The organism is Methylocella silvestris (genome assembly GCF_002891535.1).
Taxonomy (GTDB): Bacteria; Pseudomonadota; Alphaproteobacteria; order Rhizobiales; family Beijerinckiaceae; genus Methylocapsa; species Methylocapsa silvestris_A.
Genome location: NZ_PDZR01000002.1, coordinates 232973 through 253521, shown reverse-complemented (window position 1 = coordinate 253521; position 20549 = coordinate 232973). Strand labels below are relative to the sequence as shown.

The following is a 20549-nucleotide window of genomic DNA, read 5'->3' as shown; positions in this document are numbered from 1 at the left end:
GAATGGCGGCGCGCGCTGGAACGGCGCCGGCTTTAACAATGCGGGCTGGCGCGGCGGCGGATGGAACAACGGCGGTTGGCGCGGCGGTGGATGGAACAATGCGGGCTGGCGAAACGGCTGGAACGGCGGCTGGGCCGGCAACGGGAACCGTTGGGCCGGTTGGCGCCGCGGATGGGGATGGAACTACGGCCCGAGCTGGGGATGGGGATGGGGCGGAGGTCTCGTCGGACTCGGCGTCGGCTACGGCCTCGCCAGCGATTGGGCCTATCCGGCCTATGACTACAGCTACGATTATCCCTATTCCTATCCTTATGGCGGGAACTACGCCTATGTCGCTCCTGCCGCTCCGCTCGTGACCGGCCGCAGCGTCGCGACCGGCGGCGTCGGCAATTACTGCACGACTCCGGTGCGCACCTGCCAGCTCATTAACGCCTCCTATGTTGGGATCGGCTGCTCCTGCAAGGTCAGCGGCGGGCGCGCGCGGGGCTCGGTCACGCCCTAGACGGTTGGCAGATTCGAACCGACGCGCAACCTCCTTCGGCCGAACGCAACGTTTGGCCGATTTCCTATGGCGAGCGGCCCTTTAGCCAGGTCACCGACAAGAACGCGCCGATCCACGATCCGAGAGCCGCGAAGATCACATAGGCGGCGTTCTGCGTGTAGCTGATCACCGCGAAGGCGGAGAGAAGATACCAGACGCCGCTCCAGTTCGCCGCCGAGAAGCGCCGCCTTCCGGCCACTGCGGCGGTGAACAGCACATAGGCCGCGTCGGTGACGGCGGTGCAAAAGAGAACGCCCGCGGCGATAAGCGGATCGACGGCGATCATCAAGGTCTCCTGATTTTTTTTCGGCCGGGATGTCGGCCCAAAAGCTTGGCGCAAAAGCTTGTCCCGAAAACCCTGGCCTTGGCCAGAGTGAGCGCCCTCCCGCCAGATCGCAGAGCCTCAATCAAAGCCGCTCGGGGCCGATCGCGGAGTCGGTCCGGCCGGAGAAATGCTTGTCTCGCAAGGTGCGGCGCGCTAAGCCATTTTGCATCCTGCTTCCCGAGATACTGCCTTCCCGAGAAAGAGTTTTGACGGTTCTTTCGCACGCCGATGATCTGGTCGCTTCGTTTCACGAAGCCGTGCGGCGGGCGGGCGATATTGCGCTCGGGTTCTTTCGACCGGGGCAAAGAACGAGCGCGCGCGTCTCGCATAAGGAAGGCGGCTCGCCGGTCACGGAGGCCGACCATCTGGTCGACGCCTTTCTCAAGACGGAATTCGCGCGGCTGCTGCCGGAAGCCGGCTGGCTCTCCGAGGAAACGGAGGATTCCGAGGACAGGCTGACGCGCAGCGAGGTCCTGGTGCTCGATCCGATTGACGGCACGCGCGCCTTCGCGCTCGGCGAGAAAACCTGGGCGGTCGCCGCCGCGCTGATTCGGGGCGGGCGTCCGCAAATAGGCGTAGTCCATGCGCCGGCCCTGCAGCAGTCTTATGTCGCCGTTCGGGGCGCTGGCGCTCGCTTGAACGGCGCGCCGATCAAGGTGTCGCAGCTCGCCGCGCTCGACGCCGGCTCCAAAGTCGGCGCGCCGATGTTTCTTGCCGAGGAGTTGCGCCTGGCGGGGTTGAAATTCAGCCTGCAGCCGCGCGTGCCCTCGCTTGCCATGCGCATCGTCTATGTCGCGTCCGGCGCGCTCGATGCGGGCTTCGCCTCGGAAAACTCCAATGATTGGGATATTGCCGCGGCTGATCTCATTTTGGAGGAAGCGGGGGGACGTCTCGCAAGCCTCGATGGTTGCGATCTCGTCTATAATCGCGTGGAGACGCGGCACGGCCTGCTCGCGGCGGCGCCGTTGCAGATCTATCCGGCGATCAACCAGGCGATGCGGCGCACGCGAACCTCTTTTGAGCCATGAACCAGGAGGCGGCTGTCCCTTGCGCATGGCTTGGAAAATGCTTACCGCTCGCGCTGAGGGAACTGCCCTTTCATTCCAAGAACGTTGGACACATTCATGAAACGCGCCCCTGCTCCCCCGAAGAAGCAGCTCCTGCATTTTGTTTTCGGCGGCGAACTGAAGGATTTCAATTCGACCGAATTCAAGAATCTTGATGACATCGAAATCGTCGGGCTTTTCCCCGATCATGCTTCGGCGGTCGCCGCCTGGCGCGCCAAGGCGCAAGCGTCGGTCGACAATGCCCAAATGCGTTATTTCGTTGCTCATCTCCATCGGCTGATTGAACCGGGAGACCATGAAGAGGAAGGCGACGAAGAATAGTCGTCGATCTTCCCGAAAAAGCACGCCCGGCGCGAAACATCGTTGAAACGCCGGTTCTCCGCTTCGTTCCTTTCTGCGGGCGTTTGGGGCCCGTCCGCCTGCATTGGAAGTTCGGCTTTGAGGTCTAGCGCCTTTTGCGTAAAGTCGGCGCCAGATCTCGAACGGGCTTAATGGGGCGTCATGCTGCTTTCCCTCTATCGGGCCTGCAGCGCCGCCTTTGCTCCGTTTGCTCCGCTTTTCCTTTGGTGGCGGGTCCGGCTTCGCGCTGGGCGGCCGCGCCAGGAAGAGCGCCGGATCGCAACGGAGCGTCTCGGCGAGGCGTCGGCGGCGCGCCCGCAGGGCCGGCTTGTCTGGATCGCCACGGCAGCCGCGAGCGACGCCGCGCGCCTCATTCCGCTGATCGACAAATTGGCGGCGGCCGGATTCCACGTGCTGGTGACGACTCGCGACGAAGGAGCCGCGCCGCCGCGGTTGCCTCCCTTTGCGCTGCATCAATATGCGCCGCTCGACGTTCCAAAATTCGCCGCGCGGTTTCTTGCTTCCTGGCGGCCCGACGTCGCTCTCTTTGACGGCGCCGAATTCTGGCCGAATCTGACGCGGCAAACGCGCCGGCGCGGGGTTCCGATCGCGCTCGTCAACGCGCATCTTTCGGCGCGCGCCTTTGCCTTTTTGAGCCGGACGCCGAAACTGGCGCGCGCTCTTCTTTTCGGATTTGAGGCCTGCCTTGCGCGCAGCGCCCTCGACATGGAGCGTCTGCGGCATCTCGGCGCCGGCTATGCGCAAATCGTCGGCGATCCGGCCTATGATCTTGCGCCGGAGCCAGCCGACAGCGCGGCCCTCGCGCTGCTCTCGGCGCGCATTGGCGCGCGGCCGGTGTGGGCGGCTTTTACGGCCGATCAGGCGGAGGCTGAGGCCGTTCTCAACGCGCACCGCAAGGTAGCTGCGAAATTGCCGGGCGTCCTGACCATCATCGCGCCGCGGCGCGCGAAAAGCGCCGCCGATATCCTCCTGCGCGCCGGCAAGCTTGGATTGGAGGCGCGGGCCGCGACAGTCGCCGCCGGCGACGACGCTTTACCCGCGATACTGATCCTGACGGGGGTGGACGCCGGACCGCTGTATCGCACGGCAGGGGTCGTTTTTCTCGGTCGATCGCTCGGCAACGCGCTGAGCCGATCGCTTGGCGCAGCCGCGGGCGGAGGCGGCCTCAATCCGATCGAGGCGGCGAAGCTTGGCTGCGCCATCCTGCGCGGACCCGAGGTCTCAGATTTCGCCGACAGCTACGAGACGCTCGATCGGGCCGGCGGCTGCGCGCTCGTCCATGACGCGGAGACGCTCGCTGCGGAGGTCTGCCTTTTGCTCTTTGACGCCGCCGAACTTCGGGCGATGGGCCGCGCCGCGGCTGAGGAGGTCGAGCGCCTGGCGGGGGCCTCGACGCGGATCATGCAGGCTTTGTCGCCGTTCCTTGCCCACGTTTTCCTGCGGCCTGACGTCGAGGACGAGGCCGAGAGCTGACGCAAATACAGCGGGCGGGGTCGCCCAACGGGCGCGCGGCGAAACGGCGAAAGCTAGCCCTTGGCCGCAATCTTCAGCCTGAGCAATTTGGCCTCAGGACTGGCGTAAGGCTCCTGCAGATCGACGTTCCAGTACCGGAGCTCCTCGATGCGGATCGCCGCTCCGGTCGCTGCGCAGCGCACAAAAGCGCCGGGCCGCAAGATGCGAAACTCGCCATCGAGATATTCGACCTCGGCTTCCCCGGCGGCCACAGGGCGGCGTTCATAACGATTCATGAATCTCGCGCTCAATTTTCTGAAAACGGCGGTCACCATAACGCAATTATTGCCCTTTCGCCAAGCACCTGCGAAGAAGCCCCCGCCGCGTTCGATTTGGCTCCGCCATTTTTCAAGATTGCGCTTCCAATTCAAGGCGAGGGCTTTACGTTCGCCAGGCTTTCCCTTGCTTCCCGCCGCTGTCCGCGGCGTCAAAGCGAAGATGAAAAAATCGACTTGGATCTGATAAAAATCCAAAAACGATCGTGATTCTAAAGACGGAGCGCCGATGCTGGATTTTTCCAATGGGAGCGTGCGGCTCGCTTTTGTGGACGAGCCGCCGGTCGGTCCCGACCGCAACGAGCCGATCATTCTCATTCATGGCTTTGCGTCCAATCATGCGGTCAACTGGTTTTTCCCGCAATGGGTCAAGACCCTGACCGAAGACGGAAGGCGGGTCGTCGCCTTCGACAATCGGGGCCATGGCCGCAGCCAGAAATTCTATTCGCCCGAGGATTACGCCGTCCCCAAAATGGCCGAGGATTGCCGCCGCCTGCTCGACCACCTTGGCATCGAGACGGCGGACATCATGGGCTATTCGATGGGCGCGCGCATCGCCGCCTTCTTCGCCAAGGCCCACCCGGAGCGGGCGCGGTCGCTCATTCTCGGCGGGCTCGGCCATCATTTGATCGATGGCGCGGGCCTTCCACTCGGCATCGCCGACGCCATGGAGGCTCCCTCGCTGAACGATCTTGCGACGCCGAACCAGCGCCTTTTCCGCACCTTCGCGGAAGCGACCAAAAGTGATCTCAAGGCGATGGCCGCCTGCATCCGCGGCGCGCGGCAATTGATCAGCGACGCGGAAGCAAGGCAAATCGAAACACCCATTCTCGTCGCCACCGGGAGCGAGGATGACGTCGCGGGCGATCCGAAGCAGCTCGCGGCGATTTTTCCAAACGGGCAGGCGCTCGACATCAAGGGGCGCGATCACAATCGCGCGGTCGGAGATCCGATCTTCAAGAAGGGTGTTCTGGCCTTTCTCGCGGAGCGGCCGTGATCGGCGCTTGTTTCAGGCCGATCGTCCCACGCAGTTGCGCGCAGAGCCATTTTGTGGCAATCGCGCCTGCCGGAACATGTTAAGCCAGCCCGCAGATCGGGCGCCGGCGCCGGGCCGTCGCGCCGCCCGGCGTAAGGAGGAGTCGTCTTGGACAAGACCGAATTGCATAAGCTTCAAGGCTTCCTGCGTGAGGCGTTTGGCAATGATGGGATCAAGGTCGCGTCGGGCAAACGCAATCCCGATGACGCCGACGTGCTGTTCGGGCAGAAGCAGATTGGCGTGATTACGGTCGACGACGAAGATGGCGACCGCTCTTTCGCCTTCGCCATGCCGATTCCTGTCGAGCGGCCGGTGCTGCAGGATTATCTCCGCCGCCTGTTCGAGACTGACAAGCTGAAGATTGTGCCGCGGGCGAAAAAGACCGATTCGGTCGAGCTCAACCGCGGCGATGATTTTCTTGGGGTCATTTCGGCCGACGATCCGAAAGGCCAAAGCTTTACGCTGCAGATGGCCATTCTCGACCTCGACCTCGAGGCCTACTGAACCCGCGCGCGAGACGCTGTTTGCTCCTTGCCGCGGCGAGCCGGGATTGACCGATGCCGCTTTACGCGATCGACGGAATTGAGCCGCAGCTGCCGCCGGATGGCGCGTTCTGGATCGCGCCTGACGCGCAGGTGATTGGCAAGGTCCGGCTCGGAATCGACGCGTCGATCTGGTTCGGCGTCGTGCTGCGCGGTGACAATGAAGAGATTTTTGTCGGGCCGCGCTCGAATATCCAGGACAATAGCGTGCTGCACACCGATCCAGGCTCGCCGGTTTCGATCGGGGAGGGGTGCACGATCGGGCATAACGCCATTCTGCATGGCTGCGCTGTTGGCGATAACAGCCTCATCGGCATGGGCGCGACGGTTCTGAATGGCGTCCGCATCGGCCGCAATTGCCTTGTCGGCGCCAACGCCCTTGTTACCGAGGGCAAGATTTTTCCAGATAATTCGCTGATCGTCGGAAGTCCGGCCAAGCTGTTTCGCGAACTCGACGACATTGACGTCGCGCGGCTCAAGGAAAGCGCAAATCGTTATGTCGCCAATTGGCGGCGCTACGCAAAAGGGCTTGTCGCCATTTAGTCAATTTTGGAGGAGCGGGCTTCTGAAGCAGCAGCTCCGCCGCAATTTTGCGCGAAGGTCATGTTCGCTCTAGTCGGGGCCTGAAGCCGGACGGGGCGTTCGGACCCGTTGCTCGCGTCGGGGCTGCCCAGCGCGGTTCTCAATTGAAATCAAAAACCCGTCGCCTATCGACAAATTTGAGCATGATCGCATTCGCCGTCATGCCATAAGCACAGCGCCCAACCTGGAGAAGCCCGCGCCGATGACCGATCAAGGACAAAAGGAGCACGCGGCCGATCTGAACCTCACCTCTTCGAGCGTTGGCAAGCGCGCGGGGCTGGCGCTCGGAGTCGAGCGGACCGGGCTCATCTCGCTGCGCTATCCCTTGTTTATCGCGCTTGCGGCGCTGGCGCTCGTGGTCGCCGCTGGGTTTGGGCTGACGCGGCTCAAGGTCGACGATTCGCTGAGCCAGCTGTTTCGGTCCAATACGCCCGAGTTCCGGCAATATGAGGAAGTGACGCGGAAATTCCCGTCGAGCGAATATGACGTGCTCGCCGTGATCGAAGGGCCAAGCCTGCTCGAACGCGACTCCCTCGACAAGCTCCGCAATTTCGTCACCGACGTGCAGCTCATCGATGGCGTTCAAGGCGTGATCTCGCTCTATTCGGCGCGCCAGCCGCCGGAAAATGGCGACACGCCCGCGCCGCTCTTTCCCGACCCGCTGCCGGAGGGCGCCGCTTACGACGCCCTTGTGAAGCGCGTCATGAGCAATGAGATCATCCGCGGCAAGATCCTGTCCGAAGACGGCCAGCTGACCCTCGTCGTTTTGGCGCTCGATCCAAAAATCGTCGGCGGCAAGGGGCTCGACGCCGCCGTCGGCGAGATCCGCAAGACGCTGGCCGAGGATCTCGACGGGACCGCGCTCAAGGCGGAGCTTTCCGGCGTTCCGGTGATGCAGCTTGAAATCCGCACGGCGGTGGAGCGCGACCGTCTTGTCTATAATGCGACCGGCTTTATCGCCGGCTGCCTGATCGCCATCCTGTTTTTCCGCCGTCTGTCCTTCATGGTGATCGCGGCCGGGCCGCCCTTGCTCGCGATCATTCTCGCCCTCGGGACGCTCGGCTGGCTCGATTTCCGATTGAACATGTTCCTGAACGTGATGACGCCGCTCATCATGGTCATCAGCTTCTCTGACAGCATGCAGCTGACCTTTGCGACGCGCGACCGCATTCTGGCCGGTCAGAGCAAGCGAGAGGCGCTGCGCAACGCCATTTTGATCGTCGGTCCCGCCTGCGTGCTGACCCACGCGACCGCGGCCCTATCCTTCATCGCGCTGCTATTTTCCGACTCCGAGCTGATCCGGACCTTCGGCGAGGCGGGGCTGATCGCGACGCTGATCGCTCTCTTCACGGTGCTGCTGCTGTTGCCCCTGCTCGGCATGCTTCTGTTGCGCGACGAGACGAAGCTGGCGGCGACCGGCCGGGGCGGCGACCTCGGCGTCGAGGCGCTGCGCGCCTTCTGTTTCTGGATTGCAGCCCGAATGGTGCGCCACCCGGGCCTCTATAGCCTCGTCGGGCTGATCGTAGTCGCCGCGCTTGGCGTCGTCTTCGGCAATCTGGAGCCGCGCTATCGTCTGGCCGACCAGGTTCCAGACAAGGAGCAGGCGGTCTCGGCCAGCGGGCGCCTCGACGCCAAGCTGACGGGCGCCAATCCGATCGACGTTCTGATTGAGTTTCCGCAAGGCGCCTCCCTTTTTGCGCCCGAGACGCTCGCCGTCATCGCCAAGACGCACAGCCTGCTCGAACATCAAAAGGGCGTCGGCAATGTCTGGTCGCTGGAGACGCTGCGCCGCTGGCTACAGGACAAGATGGGCGCCTCCGACGTCGGCACCTTGCAAAAATATGTCGATCTGCTGCCCGAGCATCTCACGCAGCGCTTCATTGATGCGAAGCGTGACGCGGTGGTCGTCTCGGGCCGTGTGCCGGACGCCGACGCCAGCAAATTGCTTCCCGTCGTCGATGCCGTCGATCAGTCGCTGCAAAACCTGCGCGCAGCCTATCCTGGCTACACGATTTCGGTGACCGGCCTCTCCGCGATCGCCGCGCGCAACAGCGCCAGCATGATCGACAAGCTGACGCGCGGCCTCACGATCGAATTTTTCTTCGTCGCGGCCTTTATCGGGCTGGCGTTCCGGTCGGTCGTCGTCGGGCTCGCCTGCGTGTTGCCCGGCATTTTTCCCGTTGTCGCCTCGGGAGCCCTCCTCGCGGTCACCGGGCAGGGGCTTCAATTTGCCAGCGTCGTCGCGCTCACCGTGTCCTTCGGCCTTGGCCTCAGCGCGACGATTCATTTCCTGAACCGGCTCCGGATCGAGGGCGATTCCGGTGAGAACTATGCCCTTGCCGTCGAGCAGGCGACGGTGCTCGTTGGGCCGGCGTTGATCTTGACCTCGATCGTGCTGGCCTGCGGCCTCGCCGTGACGGTCTTTTCCGACCTGCCCTCGCTGCGCCTGTTCGGCTGGCTCAGCGCCTTTGCGATGATGGCTGCGCTCACCGCTGATTTGCTGATCCTGCGGCCGACCGCGATGTTCCTGCATGGCGCCGCCGAGCGTTTGGCGGTGTGGCGGCGGAGCGAGAAAACGGGCCCATCGCCGCGATAAATCCACAAAAAAAGGCGGCCGATCGGGCCGCCTCGCCGGTCAAGCCGCTTGCAGCGCCGAAAGCTCAGCCTTTGCCGAGGGTGATGGCCACGTTGGTGATCGCGGTCCCCGATGTCGGCCGGATGGAGACGCTCTGCTTGTTGCCGTGGAAGCGCACCTCGAGTCCGGCGGAAAAGCCGGCGCCGTCGACACGCGCCTGGATCTCTGAATTTGAGGCGCGGCCCGAAATATTGCCATTGGCGTGCCGCGTCGCCTCGCCCCAGGTTCCCGTGACCTGACCGCCGCTGACGGAGATATTACCACTGATTTCAAGCCGGTAGCTGTCGCTGGCGCAGCGCAGGCTCTGGTTGAGCGCATTGCCCGTATCGTTGACGGCATAGACCGCCTTGCAGCGGATGCGTTCGCTGGAGCCGTTGTCGAGGCTGATGGTGCCGCCGCCCGTCCAATAGCCGGAGAGCCCGGCGAAAGGTCCTCCCGCCACTGCGGCAAAGGGCGAGGCGAGCGGAAGCACAAGGCCCAGAGCAAGCGCCAACCCGAACCCAAGCGATTTCGGCTGATTCAAATCGGACATGTCACCCCTCTTTTTTCCGTTGCCGGCCGCGGCGAGACCGTCTTCGAAGTCGCCTAGCGCCCTTCCTCTATGGGCCAGACGCGACAAAATCAACGGCGCCGGGCGTGTAATCTTCAAGGCCTTTTCTGCGCGGAGCGCCGCCGCCACTTGCTCCAGAGCAGCCGGCCGCGCACCAGCACGCGGCCGGTCGGCCGCTGCAGGAGAGGGACGTCAATCGCGAGCAGGAGGATGCCAAGCGGCAGCATCCAAAGTCCGAGGATCGGCAGAAAACCAAAAACACCGCCAGCGATCAAAAGGAAACCCGCGGGGATGCGAACCGCTCGGGAGGCAGGCCGCCGTAGCCAGGAAAGCCAACCCGCCACTCTTTCGGGCAGCTTGTCCTGAAAACCGTCGAGATGCCGGTCCAGTCGCTGCTGGTCCTTGTCGCCCACCTTGAATCCTTCGCGGAAAGGACGGCGCAACGCCGCCGCCGTAGGGTAGGTGGAATGGGACGCAGGCGTGCGCAAGGGGCGGCGAAGCCGGAAATCTCAGGCCGGCCGGCCTTGCGACTGAGCAAGTCCGAGACCGACGATGATGGCGGCGAGCAGTGGCAACCCCGGGCCGAACAGGCTGACATTCACAAAGGCGAGGATCACGAGGGAGACGAGGCATGACGCCGCCGCCGCGGAGTAAAAGGAATCCCGCCCGCGTTTTCCAGCCGCGCGGATGAAATCCACCGCGACGAGAAGGGCCGCAATCACGGCGCCCCAGAGAATGACGCGTCCCATCTCGATCGAAACCTTGGCGGCGGCGGTCACGGCGCGCCGCTCCTGACCCTCGGCGTCGCCGAATTGATAGATTGGCAGGATGGAGTCGAAGGCGCCCGCTCCGTCGCCGAAAAAGGGCGTGTCGGCAAGAATGCGCTGCGTCAGCTCAATCGTGGAGGCGTCCTTCTTGACGAAAGCGAGGCGCGGATCGGAATTGCTCCCGGCGGCGCCGCTGACGAGAGCCATGACGATGACCGCCCCGGTAATGCCGATCGCGCCGGCGCCCCAGCGGCCAAGGTTAAGCCGTCGCACGCTGAAGACGGCGACGAACATGACAAGTCCGCAAGCGGCGGCGAAAATCAGCGAGCCTGATCGCGCCAGGACGATGGCTGCGGCGCAGATGAAAAAAGCGATCAGCGCGGCGGCCATGGGATAGATGAATTTGGCGTTGCTGAAGCCGAGCTTCGCCCGCCGCGTTTCATGGCGCTCATAGACCAAACAAGCGCAGGCGGCGGCAAGAATGACGCCGAGGCAGGCAAAGCTCTGCGCCTCCTCGCGCAGATCCGCGCCTTCCGTGCCGACCGCTTCCATCACGATAAAAGCAAGCGAGATCAGCGTGGCCGCCGCGGTGACGGCGGTGAGGGTGACTTCGGCGCGATCGCGGTTGATCGTCAGGGCTGTCGTCAGCAGAAGCGCGCCGACGAGACTGAGATAGCGAACCAGCGCCAGCGCCGTCGCGCCGATGTCGACGCTAATGCTTCCCCAGATCGGCGTGGGAAACCCCGCCTTGACGCTCGCCCAGACCGGATGGGCCAGCGTGGCCGGAGCCGGCGCCATCTGCAGCAGGATCCAGAGTGCGGGGATCAAAGCTCCAAAGGCGACCGGCTTGACCAGGACGCCGAAGCGCGCCGTCTCCAGCGGCGGCAGCCGCAAGGCGACGAGGACGAGGCCCACCGCCGCCAAAAGCGGGATGAAGGCCGCAAGGGCCGCGCCGTCAACAAAGGGCGTCACCAGGCAGAGGGCGATCAGTCCGAGCAGGAAGCCAAGGGCGACGAACATGGCGATCGCTTCTCAAAAGAGATAAAACAACCGCCCGTCTTGCCGTCGGAGGCGGGGCCGGGGACCTGACGCCAGTCCGAACAGCAGCGTTTTCGGATTGAAGTCAGACGGCAGACTATTGAAATCGATCACGATTACAATTCCGGATCGAATAGATCCTGCATTATTGCGATCGGCTCGTTAGCCTGATTGTTACCGCAACATGGGGTAACATTCAAGGCTTCGCCTTCGCCGCATCGACGATGATTTGCAATAAAACAAACGGTTAGCGTCATATTTTGATAAACGGTGCGAGGCTGCGGCGTGTCTGAAGCGGGCCGCCATCCGCCTCAGGCGGTGGCGAGTTCGCCGGCCTTTTCGTGCAGGAACCACCGATACACTTCGGTTATGCCTTCTTCCAGCCCGGTCTTCGCCTGCCAACCGAGCGCCGCGAGCCGTCCGGAATCCATCAGCTTGCGCGGCGTCCCGTCGGGCTTTGACGTATCGAAAACGAGTTGGCCGGTAAAGCCGACGACGCGGCCGACGGTTTCGGCCAGTTCGCGAATGGTGACATCGCAGCCCGCGCCGCAATTGATCGGCTCGTCGCCATCGTAATGATTCATCAGGAAGACGACGGCGTCGGCGAGGTCGTCGACGTAAAGAAACTCCCGCCGCGGCGTTCCGGTGCCCCAGACCCCGACCTCGGCGCGGCCGGCCTGCTTCGCTTCATGGAATTTGCGGATCAGCGCGGGCAGGACGTGGCTGTTGGCGAGGTCGAAATTGTCGTTGAGGCCGTAGAGATTGCTCGGCATCACCGAAATATAGCTGCGTCCGTGCTGGCGCCGATAGGCTTGGCACATTTTGATTCCGGCGATCTTGGCGATCGCGTACCATTCGTTGGTCGGCTCCAGCGGTCCCGTCAGCAGCGATTCTTCCTTGATCGGCTGCGGCGCGAATTTCGGATAGATGCAGGAAGAGCCGAGAAAGACGAGGCGCTCGACGCCGGCGCGATGGGCGGCTTCGATGACATTGGCCTCGATGACGATGTTTTCGACGAGAAAATCCGCCGGATAAGTGTCGTTGGCGAGGATGCCGCCGACCTTCGCCGCGGCGAGAATGATGACGTCGGGCTTCTCTTTGGCGACCCATGCGCGGACCGCCGCCTGGTCGCGCAGATCGAGTTCCGTCCGCGAGGCGGTCAAGATCTCGACCGGATCTCCGGCAAGCCGCCGCACGATCGCCGATCCGACCATGCCGCGATGGCCGGCGACCCAGATCCGCCTTTTAGGGGTTGCTCCCGTCGAAGCATCGGCCATGACGTCTCCTTGTGTTAAGTCTTGAAGATAGAAGCGGCTCTGGCGGATACAAAACCCCCAGCGCCAGCGTCACGACGCCGCGCGCCCAGCTTCCGCCGTCGGGCCGGGTCAGACCCGCCCGCGCGCCTTCATCACGATGAGATCGCTGGCGACCATGTCGGACACAAGCTCGGCGAAGGTCGTCTTGTGCTTCCAGCCAAGTTTTTCGAACGCCTTGGTCGGATCGCCGAGCAGAAGTTCGACTTCGGTGGGACGGAAGTAGCGCGGATCGATCTCGACCAACGCCTTGCCGGTTTTGGTGTCGAAGCCGCGTTCGTCGACGCCTTCGCCTTTCCAGCCGATCGTCACGCCGATTTCACCAAAGGCGCGTTCGACGAACTCGCGCACAGTATGCATCTCGCCCGTGGCCAGAACATAGTCATCGGCTTCAGGCTGCTGCAAGATGCGCCACATGCCCTCGACATAATCCTTGGCGTTGCCCCAGTCGCGCTGGGCGTCGAGGTTGCCGAGGAACAGCTTGTCCTGAAAGCCAAGATGAATCGCCGCCACGGCGCGGGTGATCTTGCGCGTCACAAAGGTTTCCGCGCGCGTCGGCCCCTCGTGATTGAACAGAATGCCGTTCGACGCGTGCATGCCATAGGCTTCGCGGTAGTTGACCGTGATCCAATAGGCGTAAAGCTTCGCTGCGGCATAGGGCGAGCGCGGATAGAACGGGGTCGTCTCGCTCTGCGGAATCGCCTGCACCTTGCCATAGAGCTCGGAGGTCGAGGCCTGATAGAAGCGCGACTTCGCGCCAAGGCCGAGGATGCGCATCGCTTCGAGGATGCGCAGCGTGCCGAGCGCGTCCGAATTGGCCGTATATTCCGGCGTCTCGAAGCTGACCTGCACATGACTTTGCGCGGCAAGATTGTAGATCTCGTCAGGCTGCACTTCCTGGACGATGCGGATCAGATTCGTTGAATCGGTCAGGTCGCCGTAATGAAGGAAGAAGCCGACATCCTCTTCATGCGGATCATGATAGAGATGATCGATACGGTCGGTGTTGATCAGCGAGGAGCGCCGCTTCACGCCATGAACTATATAATTCTTGGAAAGCAGAAGTTCGGCTAGAAGAGCGCCGTCCTGACCTGTGACGCCGGTGATCAAGGCTACTTTTTTTGCAGTCATAAGCGGCGAATACCTTTGAGCTCTTGCGGATCGCGCGCGCAAATCCGGAAGTTAAGTAGAGCTTGAGCCATAGCAGAAACGCGCGGTCTTGGCCAGCTTAGGGCGTTCGCACAACTGGCAGAACCGCGAAAATACTTTATCTCATTGTTTTAGCGTATTTTCTTAACGGAAAAACCTGCAACCTTTACGATCGGCGTTTTAGTGGAGGCGCCAGACGCTGAAATATCCGCCAGACAACATTCCCAGACGAGCAAAAGCCGCGGCTTACGAGGCGATGGCGTGGTCCAAAGGCGCCGCCTGCGTCTTTGCGACGCGGCTCTGACTCTGCGCCTCGCCGACGGCGAAAGCCGTCATATTGACGATGCCGCGCGACGTCGTCGAAGGCCGGATGATATGAGCCGGCAGCGCGCCGCCGAGCAGGACCGGCCCGACCGGCAAGGCGTCCGCAATGATCATCGTCATCGAATAGGCGATATTTGCCGCGTCGAGATTGGGCATCACGAGAATATTGGCCTCGCCCTTCAAGGTGGACGACGGCAGGATGTTGTCACGGATCGCCTGAGACAGCGCCGCGTCCGCCTGCATCTCGCCGTCGGCCTGTAGGTCGGGCGCGCGTTTGCGCAGGATAGCGAGAGCGCGGCGCATCTTCTGCGGCGAGGGTGATTCGTCTGATCCGAAATCCGAATGTGAAACAAAGGCGATGCGCGGCTCGAGCCCGAGGCGCCGGACATGCTGCGCGCACATCAACGCGGTCTCGGCGATTTCGAAATCGGCGGGATCATGACGGACATGCGTATCCGTGATGAAAAGCGGGCCCTTGCTCGTGATGACGATGCTCATCGCGGCGAAATCAGTGACGCCCGGCGCGAGGCCGATGATTTCGCGAATATAGGCGAGGCGCGAGTTGAAGCGCCCGTCGAGCCCGCAGAGCATGGCGTCGGCGTCGCCGCGCTTGACGGCGATCGCGGCGATGACGGTTGAATTGGTTCGCACCTTGGTACGCGCATTGTCCGGCGTCACGCCGCGCCGGCCGGCGACTTCGAGGTAGCTCGCGACATAGTCGCGGTAGCGCGGATCGTCCTGCGGATTGACGAGCTCGAAATCGCGGCCTGCCTTGATCGACAGGCCGAAGCGTTCGAGGCGCGTCTCGACCACCTCCGGGCGGCCGATGAGAATAGGATGGGCTATCCCTTCTTCGACAACGGTCTGCACCGCCCGGAGCACACGCTCATCCTCGCCTTCGGCGTAAATGACGCGCCTCGGATCGGCTTTCGCCGCCTGCATCAGCGGCTTCATGATGAAGCCGGACCGGAACACGAAGCGCGACAGCGTCTCCTCATAGGCGACAAAATCGGTGATCGGCTTTTTGGCGACCCCCGTCGCCATCGCCGCCTTGGCCACCGCCGGAGCTATGCGCAGGATGAGGCGGGGATCGAACGGGGAGGGGATAAGGCTCAGCGCGCCGAACTGACGCGACTCTCCTTCATAGGCGCGCGCCACGACGTCGGATGGCGGCTCATGGGCGAGCTGCGCAATGGCTTTGACCGCCGCGAGCTTCATCGCCTCGTTGATGGTCGTCGCCGCGACGTCGAGCGCGCCGCGGAAGATGAATGGAAAGCAAAGGACGTTATTGACCTGGTTAGGGTAATCCGACCGTCCCGTGCAGATCATGGCGTCGGGCCGCGCCGCGCGCGCCGCTTCCGGCTCAATCTCCGGCGTCGGATTGGCGAGCGCCATGATGAGCGGACGCGGCGCCATCGTCTTCGCCATGTCGGGCGTCAGGACGCCGGGCGCCGAGAGGCCGACGAAAATATCGGCGCCGCCGATCACGTCGGCGAGCCGGCGGGCATTCGTGTCGCGCGCATAGACCGCCATGCGCTCATTCATCGAGGCGCGGCCCCGGTAGACGACGCCCTCCACGTCGGTAATGGTGATGTTGTCGGCTTTGGCGCCAAGTTCGACGAGAAAGTCGATACAGGCGAGAGCTGCCGCCCCGGCGCCCGAACTGACGATCTTCACCTCGGACAGGGTCTTGCCGGACAACTCCATGGCGTTGAGGACGGCCGCGCCGACGATGATCGCGGTGCCGTGCTGGTCGTCGTGGAATACGGGGATCGACATGCGTTCGCGCAGCTTGCGCTCGACCTCGAAACATTGCGGCGCCTTGATATCCTCGAGATTGATGCCGCCGAAGGTCGGCTCCAGCGAGGCGACGATATCGACCAGCCGGTCGACGTCGTTTTCCGCGATCTCGATATCGAAGACGTCGATGCCAGCGAATTTCTTGAAAAGCACCGCCTTGCCTTCCATCACCGGCTTGGCGGCGAGCGGGCCGATATTGCCAAGGCCGAGCACCGCCGTGCCATTGGTGACGACGGCGACGAGGTTTTGACGCACCGTCAATTCGGCCGCCTGCGCCACATCGGCGGCGATGGCGAGACAGGCCGCGGCGACGCCGGGCGTATAGGCGAGCGAGAGATCGTGTTGCGTGCCGAGTGGCTTGGTCGCACGTATTTCGAGTTTACCGGGGCGCGGCGACCTATGATAATGGAGCGCGGTGGAGGCAAGTTCCGACGTTACGGGCTGGGCCATTCGGGCTGTCCTTTTTTGCGGACTTTATGATTGAGCGGCGAGCATTCCAAGGCTTCCCATGAGATACGTTGGCTACGCGCGGAAGTCCATCCGCCGGCCCCGGCTGGCAGGGCGAAACCGGCGCCTGCTCCAGCTTCGCTCCGGCTTCGTTGCGCAGGCGCGGCGAAGCTGGCGCAGGCCTGACGCATCCCGCCTGAAAGCATGAGCCGTGGACCTCAAGAAACGAGATTGCCCGCTGATCCTGCGCGACGTCGACGCGCTCCGCCGCGCCGTCGCCGGATGGCGCGCTGACGGCGAGATCATCGCCCTGACGCCGACGATGGGCGCCCTCCATGCCGGCCATGTTTCGCTAGTCGAAATGGCGAAGCGCCATGCCAGCCGCGTCGTCATGTCGATCTTCGTCAATCCAACGCAATTTGCGGCTGGCGAGGATTTTGGCGCCTATCCGCGCAGCTTCGAGGCGGATGTCGCGGCGTTCGGGGCCGCGGGAGGCGACATCGTCTTCGCGCCGGCCGTCGAGGCGATGTATGGCGCGGGGTTCGCCACCGCGATCCATGTCGCCGGGCCGGCGCTTGTCGGGCTCGAAGACCGGACGCGGCCGACGCATTTTTCCGGCGTCGCGACAGTGGTCGCCAAATTGCTCAATCAGTGCCGGCCCGACATCGCCGTCTTTGGCGAGAAGGATTATCAGCAGCTGAAGGTCATTGCGCGTCTCGCGCGCGATCTCGATCTCGACGTCAAGATCCTGGCAGCGCCCACCTTGCGCGAAAAAGACGGCCTCGCCCTGTCCTCTCGCAATGTCTATCTCGCGCCCGCCGAGCGCGCCGCGGCTCCGGCCCTTTATGGCGCCCTCGTCGCCTGCGCCGCCGCGATCCGCGCCGGCGTCGGCCTCGATGTGGCGCTCGAGGACGCAAGGCGCGCCGTCGCGAAGGCCGGATTCATCATCGATTATGTCGAAGCGCGCAACGCAGAAACGCTTGAGCCCTTGCGCGGCGTCACAGATGATCCCATTCGGCTGCTTGCCGCCGCCCGGCTCGGCAAGACCCGGCTCATCGACAATATCGCCGTATAACGGCCAGCGGATTTGGGAAGGCGGCTCGTGACGGATGCAGAAGGCCAGGGCGTGCGGGCGCCGGAGCGCATCATCCGCGTGATGATCGGCGGCCGCGTCCAGGGCGTCGGCTATCGCGCCTGGACGCAGGATGAAGCTGAGGCGCGCGGCGTCAGAGGCTGGGTGCGCAACCGTATGGACGGGGACGTCGAGGCCGTTCTTGCCGGCTCGGCCGCCGCGGTCGATGCCCTCTGCGCGCTATTATGGCGCGGACCGCCGGCCACGTGGGTCACGCGCGTCGAGGCAAGCCCGGCCGGCCCGGAGAATCTCGGCGGGAGCGGCGGCGGATTTCGCCAGATCGCCACCCTTGAGAGCTGGATGCGTTCATACTGAATCGCACCATACTCGTTAAATGTCTGTTTTTAAATATTATTTTTGTCGAAAAGTCTGCGGCCTTTTCGGACCATTTTCAAGCCGCGCGGCCAGTTTTGCCTTTGCGCGCTTGCATGCGGATCGCCGCCATGCTTTGCCAGAATCGAGCGAGATGGTTTCCGGATTTATTCAAGGATCGGCGATGCGAGCGAAATCTTCGGCAGAGACTGTCCGGCGCGGCCCATGGGCGGCGCGCCTCGGTCTTGGCGGCCTCTTGCTGGCCTCTCTCGCGCTCGCCGGCTGCGACCGATGCGGCGACCCGATCAAGTTCAACACGCCAAGCTTGCCGAAAAGCTGCTACGGCGTCGGCCAGAACAAATAGCGGCGTGCGCTCGGCGCCGCGGTTTTTCAAGATCAGCGCTATGCAAGCGGGGGAAATGCGCAAGATAGGCGCCTTCGCCTCCTGCTTCATTGCGCTCGCCGCTTGCGCGGCGCCCGCGACGGCGGCCGAAAAATGCCCCGTCAGCGACGCAGCCGCCGAGAAAGCCGGCGGCTATGCAAACGCCGTCAACGCCGCAGTGAAAGACGCGCGAAATTGCGAGCAGGCGTACAGAGCGCTCGCGGCCTGCCAACTCGGCTCCTCGGCCGACAATCCGCTGTCCGACATCGTGCGCTCGAAATGCGAACCCTTGTTTATGGGTAGAGCCAATCCCGCCACGAAGCAGTCGTATAAAAAGGCGCTACAGCGCTGCGACAAGATCGCAGAGCGGAACGAAGGATCAATGTATCAGGGTTTCGCCGCCGTCTGCCAGGCCGGAGCCGCGCGGGATTTCGCCCGTAAAGATGCGAGACAGCGCTAAAGCATGATTGGCCGCCGAGGCCTCCTCATCGGTTCGTTATGTACCGGCGCCGCCCTGTTCGGCTTTCGCGCCGCGGCTTTTGATTTCGATGGACAGCTGCACGGCGCTCTTGCCGATCTCGAACAAAAGCATGGCGGCCGCCTTGGCGTCGCGATTCTTGATACCGCAACAATGCGGCGGATCGCACGTCGCGGCGACGAGCGTTTTCCCCTCTGCAGCACGTTCAAGTTTCTTGCCGCCGCCTTTGTCCTGGCGCGGGTCGATCGCAAAGAGGAGAGCCTTGCGCGCAGAATTATCTATGCGAGCGATGTGCTCGTGGCCCATTCCCCAATCACCGAGAAGCATGTTGCGGGCGATGGCCTGCCTGTTGGCGAGATCTGCAAGGCTGCGGTAAGCGTGGGCGACAATACGGCGGGCAATCTCCTGCTCGACAGCTTTGGCGGACCGGCCGGGTTGACGGCTTATGTGCGTTCGCTTGGGGATAATTTCACGCGGATCGATCGACGGGAAACCCAGTTGAACGAAGCCGCGCCCGGCGATCCGCGCGACACGACCACACCGCTTGCCATGCTCGAGATTTTACACAAGACCGTTCTCGGGACCGCGCTATCCGCCCCGTCTCGGCAACAGCTGATGGCGTGGCTCGTCGCCAGCACGACAGGCGGCAATCGTTTGCGGGCCGGCATTCCGACAGGATGGCGGGTTGGCGACAAGACCGGCTCCGGCGAAAACAATACGACGAATGACGTCGCCGTCATCTGGCCGCCTCGGCGTGCGGCTTTGATAGTGACCGTATATTACACCGAAGCTCGCGCATCGGCCGTCGAGCGCGATTCGGTGTTGTCAGAGGTCGGGCGGCTTGTCGCGGCTCTGAATTGAAATCGCATGAATCGGCGTCCCGCCTTTATTCCGGCGCGCCCTCGATCGGGTCGTACTGCTTGACGTCGAAGCCGAATGTCTCGAAGGAATTGGCCATATGTGGCGGCAGCGGCGCCGTGACGTCGAGAGTGCCGCCGCGCGGGTGTGGCAGCACTAGGCGGCGGGCGAGCAGATGCAGCTTGCGCTCGATCGTCTCCGGAATCGCCCGCAGCGGATCGTTGCGGCGCGGATCGGTTTTGGGCCGCAGCCCGTATTTCGGATCGCCGATGATCGGATGGCCGATCGCCTCGGCATGGGCGCGCAGCTGATGCGTGCGCCCGGTAATCGGCTTCATCGACAGCCAGGCCGCGCGCGGCGCAAAAGTATCGACGGTGGCGTAATAAGTCACGGAATGCTGCGCGTCTTCATCGCCATGTTTGGCGACGCGCATCTTTTCCATGGCCGCGCGCTCTTCGTCGCTGCGCCGGGGGCCGCGTGCGTCCATGCCTTCGCCCTTGGCGAGAAAGAGCGAGATTTTGCCCTGCGCCGGTTTCGGCACGCCCTCGACCAGCGCCCAATAGATCTTCTGCGCCTGCCGAGAGCGGAAAATCTCGCCAAGGTCGGCGGCTATTTTGCGCGTTTTTGCGATGAGCAGCACGCCGGAGGTGTCGCGGTCGAGCCGATGCACCAGAACCGGACGGTCGCCGCGCTCGTTGGGGAGCGAGGCGAGCATGCCGTCGATGTGGCGGCGCATGCCGGAGCCGCCCTGAACGGCGAGGCCATAGGGCTTGTTGAGGACCATGAGATCCTTGTCCTCGAACAGGATCATCTGGCGCAGATCGCGCTGATCTTCTTCGGAAATCCTGAACACGGGAGCTTCTGGCGCCGCCTCGAGGTTGAGCGGCGGCACGCGCACGCTCTGGCCCTGCGCCAGCCGCGTCGCGGTTTTCACACGCGCGCCGTCGACGCGCACCTGCCCGGTGCGGACGATCTTGTTCAGATGCGACAGCGACAGCGCAGGGATGCGGCGCTTGAACCAGCGGTCGAGGCGCAGCCCGTCCTCGTCTTCGGCAACTTCAAAAGTTTGGACGCTCAAATTTATGCCCCTGCCTCAAATGCGCGGAGCATTTTCGGGAAACGAT

23 protein-coding genes are annotated in these 20549 nt (G+C 63.4%); 14 read left to right on the top strand and 9 right to left on the bottom strand.

From position 1 onward, the window contains the following. Positions 1–502: hypothetical protein (locus CR492_RS20690; RefSeq protein WP_102842543.1), on the top strand; the 502-nt coding region annotated here is incomplete at its 5' end. Between the two features lie 64 nt (positions 503–566). On the opposite strand, the gene CR492_RS04580 is transcribed toward CR492_RS20690, so the two are convergent. Then, positions 567–827 carry a hypothetical protein gene (locus CR492_RS04580; protein ID WP_102842575.1) on the bottom strand — a complete coding sequence of 87 codons (261 nt, stop codon included), beginning with the start codon at positions 825–827 and terminating at the stop codon, positions 567–569. A gap of 245 nt (positions 828–1072) precedes the next feature. Here CR492_RS04580 and CR492_RS04575 point away from each other — a divergent pair, with 245 nt between their 5' ends. The 3 genes from CR492_RS04575 to CR492_RS04565 all read left to right on the top strand — a co-directional run bounded on the left by CR492_RS04575 (position 1073) and on the right by CR492_RS04565 (position 3766). Further along, a complete protein-coding gene (locus CR492_RS04575; RefSeq protein ID WP_102842542.1) occupies positions 1073–1894 on the top strand; it encodes a 3'(2'),5'-bisphosphate nucleotidase CysQ in 822 nt (273 codons plus the stop codon). A gap of 96 nt (positions 1895–1990) precedes the next feature. After that, the gene (locus CR492_RS04570) at positions 1991–2254 is read left to right on the top strand and encodes a DUF4170 domain-containing protein (RefSeq protein WP_102842574.1); all 264 of its coding nucleotides are present in this window, start codon (positions 1991–1993) and stop codon (positions 2252–2254) included. A gap of 180 nt (positions 2255–2434) precedes the next feature. Next, complete coding sequence (locus tag CR492_RS04565; RefSeq protein WP_102842541.1) at positions 2435–3766, top strand: 3-deoxy-D-manno-octulosonic acid transferase; 1332 nt, start codon at positions 2435–2437, stop codon at positions 3764–3766. A gap of 53 nt (positions 3767–3819) precedes the next feature. Here CR492_RS04565 and CR492_RS04560 read toward each other — a convergent pair whose 3' ends face one another. Next, positions 3820–4041 (bottom strand): DUF2093 domain-containing protein, encoded by a 222-nt coding sequence (locus tag CR492_RS04560; RefSeq protein WP_102842573.1) that lies wholly within the window; start codon positions 4039–4041, stop codon positions 3820–3822. On the opposite strand from CR492_RS04560, the gene CR492_RS20685 reads away from it, so the two are divergent. From CR492_RS20685 to CR492_RS04540, 5 genes are all read left to right on the top strand, one after another. Then, positions 4040–4267: a hypothetical protein gene (locus CR492_RS20685; protein ID WP_180982415.1), complete on the top strand. Its 228-nt coding sequence runs from the start codon at positions 4040–4042 to the stop codon at positions 4265–4267. The two genes, CR492_RS04560 and CR492_RS20685, sit on opposite strands and share 2 nt — an antisense overlap. 42 nt (positions 4268–4309) lie before the next feature. Then, positions 4310–5077, top strand: coding sequence for an alpha/beta fold hydrolase (locus tag CR492_RS04555; RefSeq protein ID WP_102842540.1), 768 nt, complete (start codon positions 4310–4312; stop codon positions 5075–5077). A gap of 147 nt (positions 5078–5224) precedes the next feature. Next, entirely contained in the window at positions 5225–5620 is a 396-nt protein-coding gene (locus CR492_RS04550) for a DUF3126 family protein (protein ID WP_102842539.1), read from the top strand. 53 nt (positions 5621–5673) lie between these two features. Then, complete coding sequence (locus CR492_RS04545; RefSeq protein WP_102842538.1) at positions 5674–6201, top strand: gamma carbonic anhydrase family protein; 528 nt, start codon at positions 5674–5676, stop codon at positions 6199–6201. Between the two features lie 241 nt (positions 6202–6442). Next, positions 6443–8836, top strand: a complete 2394-nt coding sequence (locus tag CR492_RS04540) for an efflux RND transporter permease subunit (RefSeq protein WP_102842537.1) — start codon at positions 6443–6445, stop codon at positions 8834–8836. 64 nt (positions 8837–8900) lie between these two features. Here CR492_RS04540 and CR492_RS04535 read toward each other — a convergent pair whose 3' ends face one another. From CR492_RS04535 to CR492_RS04510, 6 genes are all read right to left on the bottom strand, one after another. After that, entirely contained in the window at positions 8901–9407 is a 507-nt protein-coding gene (locus tag CR492_RS04535; RefSeq protein ID WP_102842572.1) for a hypothetical protein, read from the bottom strand. A gap of 113 nt (positions 9408–9520) precedes the next feature. Then, entirely contained in the window at positions 9521–9838 is a 318-nt protein-coding gene (locus CR492_RS04530) for a hypothetical protein (protein ID WP_102842571.1), read from the bottom strand. Between the two features lie 96 nt (positions 9839–9934). Next, positions 9935–11212, bottom strand: a complete 1278-nt coding sequence (locus CR492_RS04525; RefSeq protein ID WP_102842536.1) for a hypothetical protein — start codon at positions 11210–11212, stop codon at positions 9935–9937. Positions 11213–11541: 329 nt separating this feature from the next. Then, positions 11542–12507, bottom strand: coding sequence for a GDP-L-fucose synthase (gene fcl / locus CR492_RS04520; protein WP_102842535.1), 966 nt, complete (start codon positions 12505–12507; stop codon positions 11542–11544). A gap of 108 nt (positions 12508–12615) precedes the next feature. Further along, entirely contained in the window at positions 12616–13674 is a 1059-nt protein-coding gene (gmd, locus tag CR492_RS04515; RefSeq protein WP_102842534.1) for a GDP-mannose 4,6-dehydratase, read from the bottom strand. A 264-nt stretch (positions 13675–13938) separates the two neighbouring features. After that, a complete protein-coding gene (locus CR492_RS04510) occupies positions 13939–16266 on the bottom strand; it encodes an NADP-dependent malic enzyme (RefSeq protein WP_102842533.1) in 2328 nt (775 codons plus the stop codon). A gap of 208 nt (positions 16267–16474) precedes the next feature. Between CR492_RS04510 and panC the strand changes: the two genes are divergently transcribed. From panC to bla, 5 genes are all read left to right on the top strand, one after another. Next, entirely contained in the window at positions 16475–17338 is an 864-nt protein-coding gene (gene panC / locus CR492_RS04505; protein WP_102842532.1) for a pantoate--beta-alanine ligase, read from the top strand. Positions 17339–17365: 27 nt separating this feature from the next. Beyond that, positions 17366–17710, top strand: a complete 345-nt coding sequence (locus CR492_RS04500) for an acylphosphatase (RefSeq protein ID WP_432431194.1) — start codon at positions 17366–17368, stop codon at positions 17708–17710. Between the two features lie 181 nt (positions 17711–17891). Further along, positions 17892–18071, top strand: a complete 180-nt coding sequence (locus tag CR492_RS20400) for a hypothetical protein (protein ID WP_146030164.1) — start codon at positions 17892–17894, stop codon at positions 18069–18071. A gap of 55 nt (positions 18072–18126) precedes the next feature. Further along, complete coding sequence (locus CR492_RS04490) at positions 18127–18549, top strand: hypothetical protein (RefSeq protein ID WP_102842569.1); 423 nt, start codon at positions 18127–18129, stop codon at positions 18547–18549. Positions 18550–18552: 3 nt separating this feature from the next. Continuing rightward, complete coding sequence (gene bla, locus CR492_RS04485; protein WP_102842530.1) at positions 18553–19428, top strand: class A beta-lactamase; 876 nt, start codon at positions 18553–18555, stop codon at positions 19426–19428. A 25-nt stretch (positions 19429–19453) separates the two neighbouring features. Here the strand turns inward: bla and CR492_RS04480 are convergent, their stop codons facing one another. After that, positions 19454–20503 (bottom strand): RluA family pseudouridine synthase, encoded by a 1050-nt coding sequence (locus tag CR492_RS04480; RefSeq protein ID WP_102842529.1) that lies wholly within the window; start codon positions 20501–20503, stop codon positions 19454–19456. Between the last annotated feature and the right edge of the window lie 46 nt (positions 20504–20549).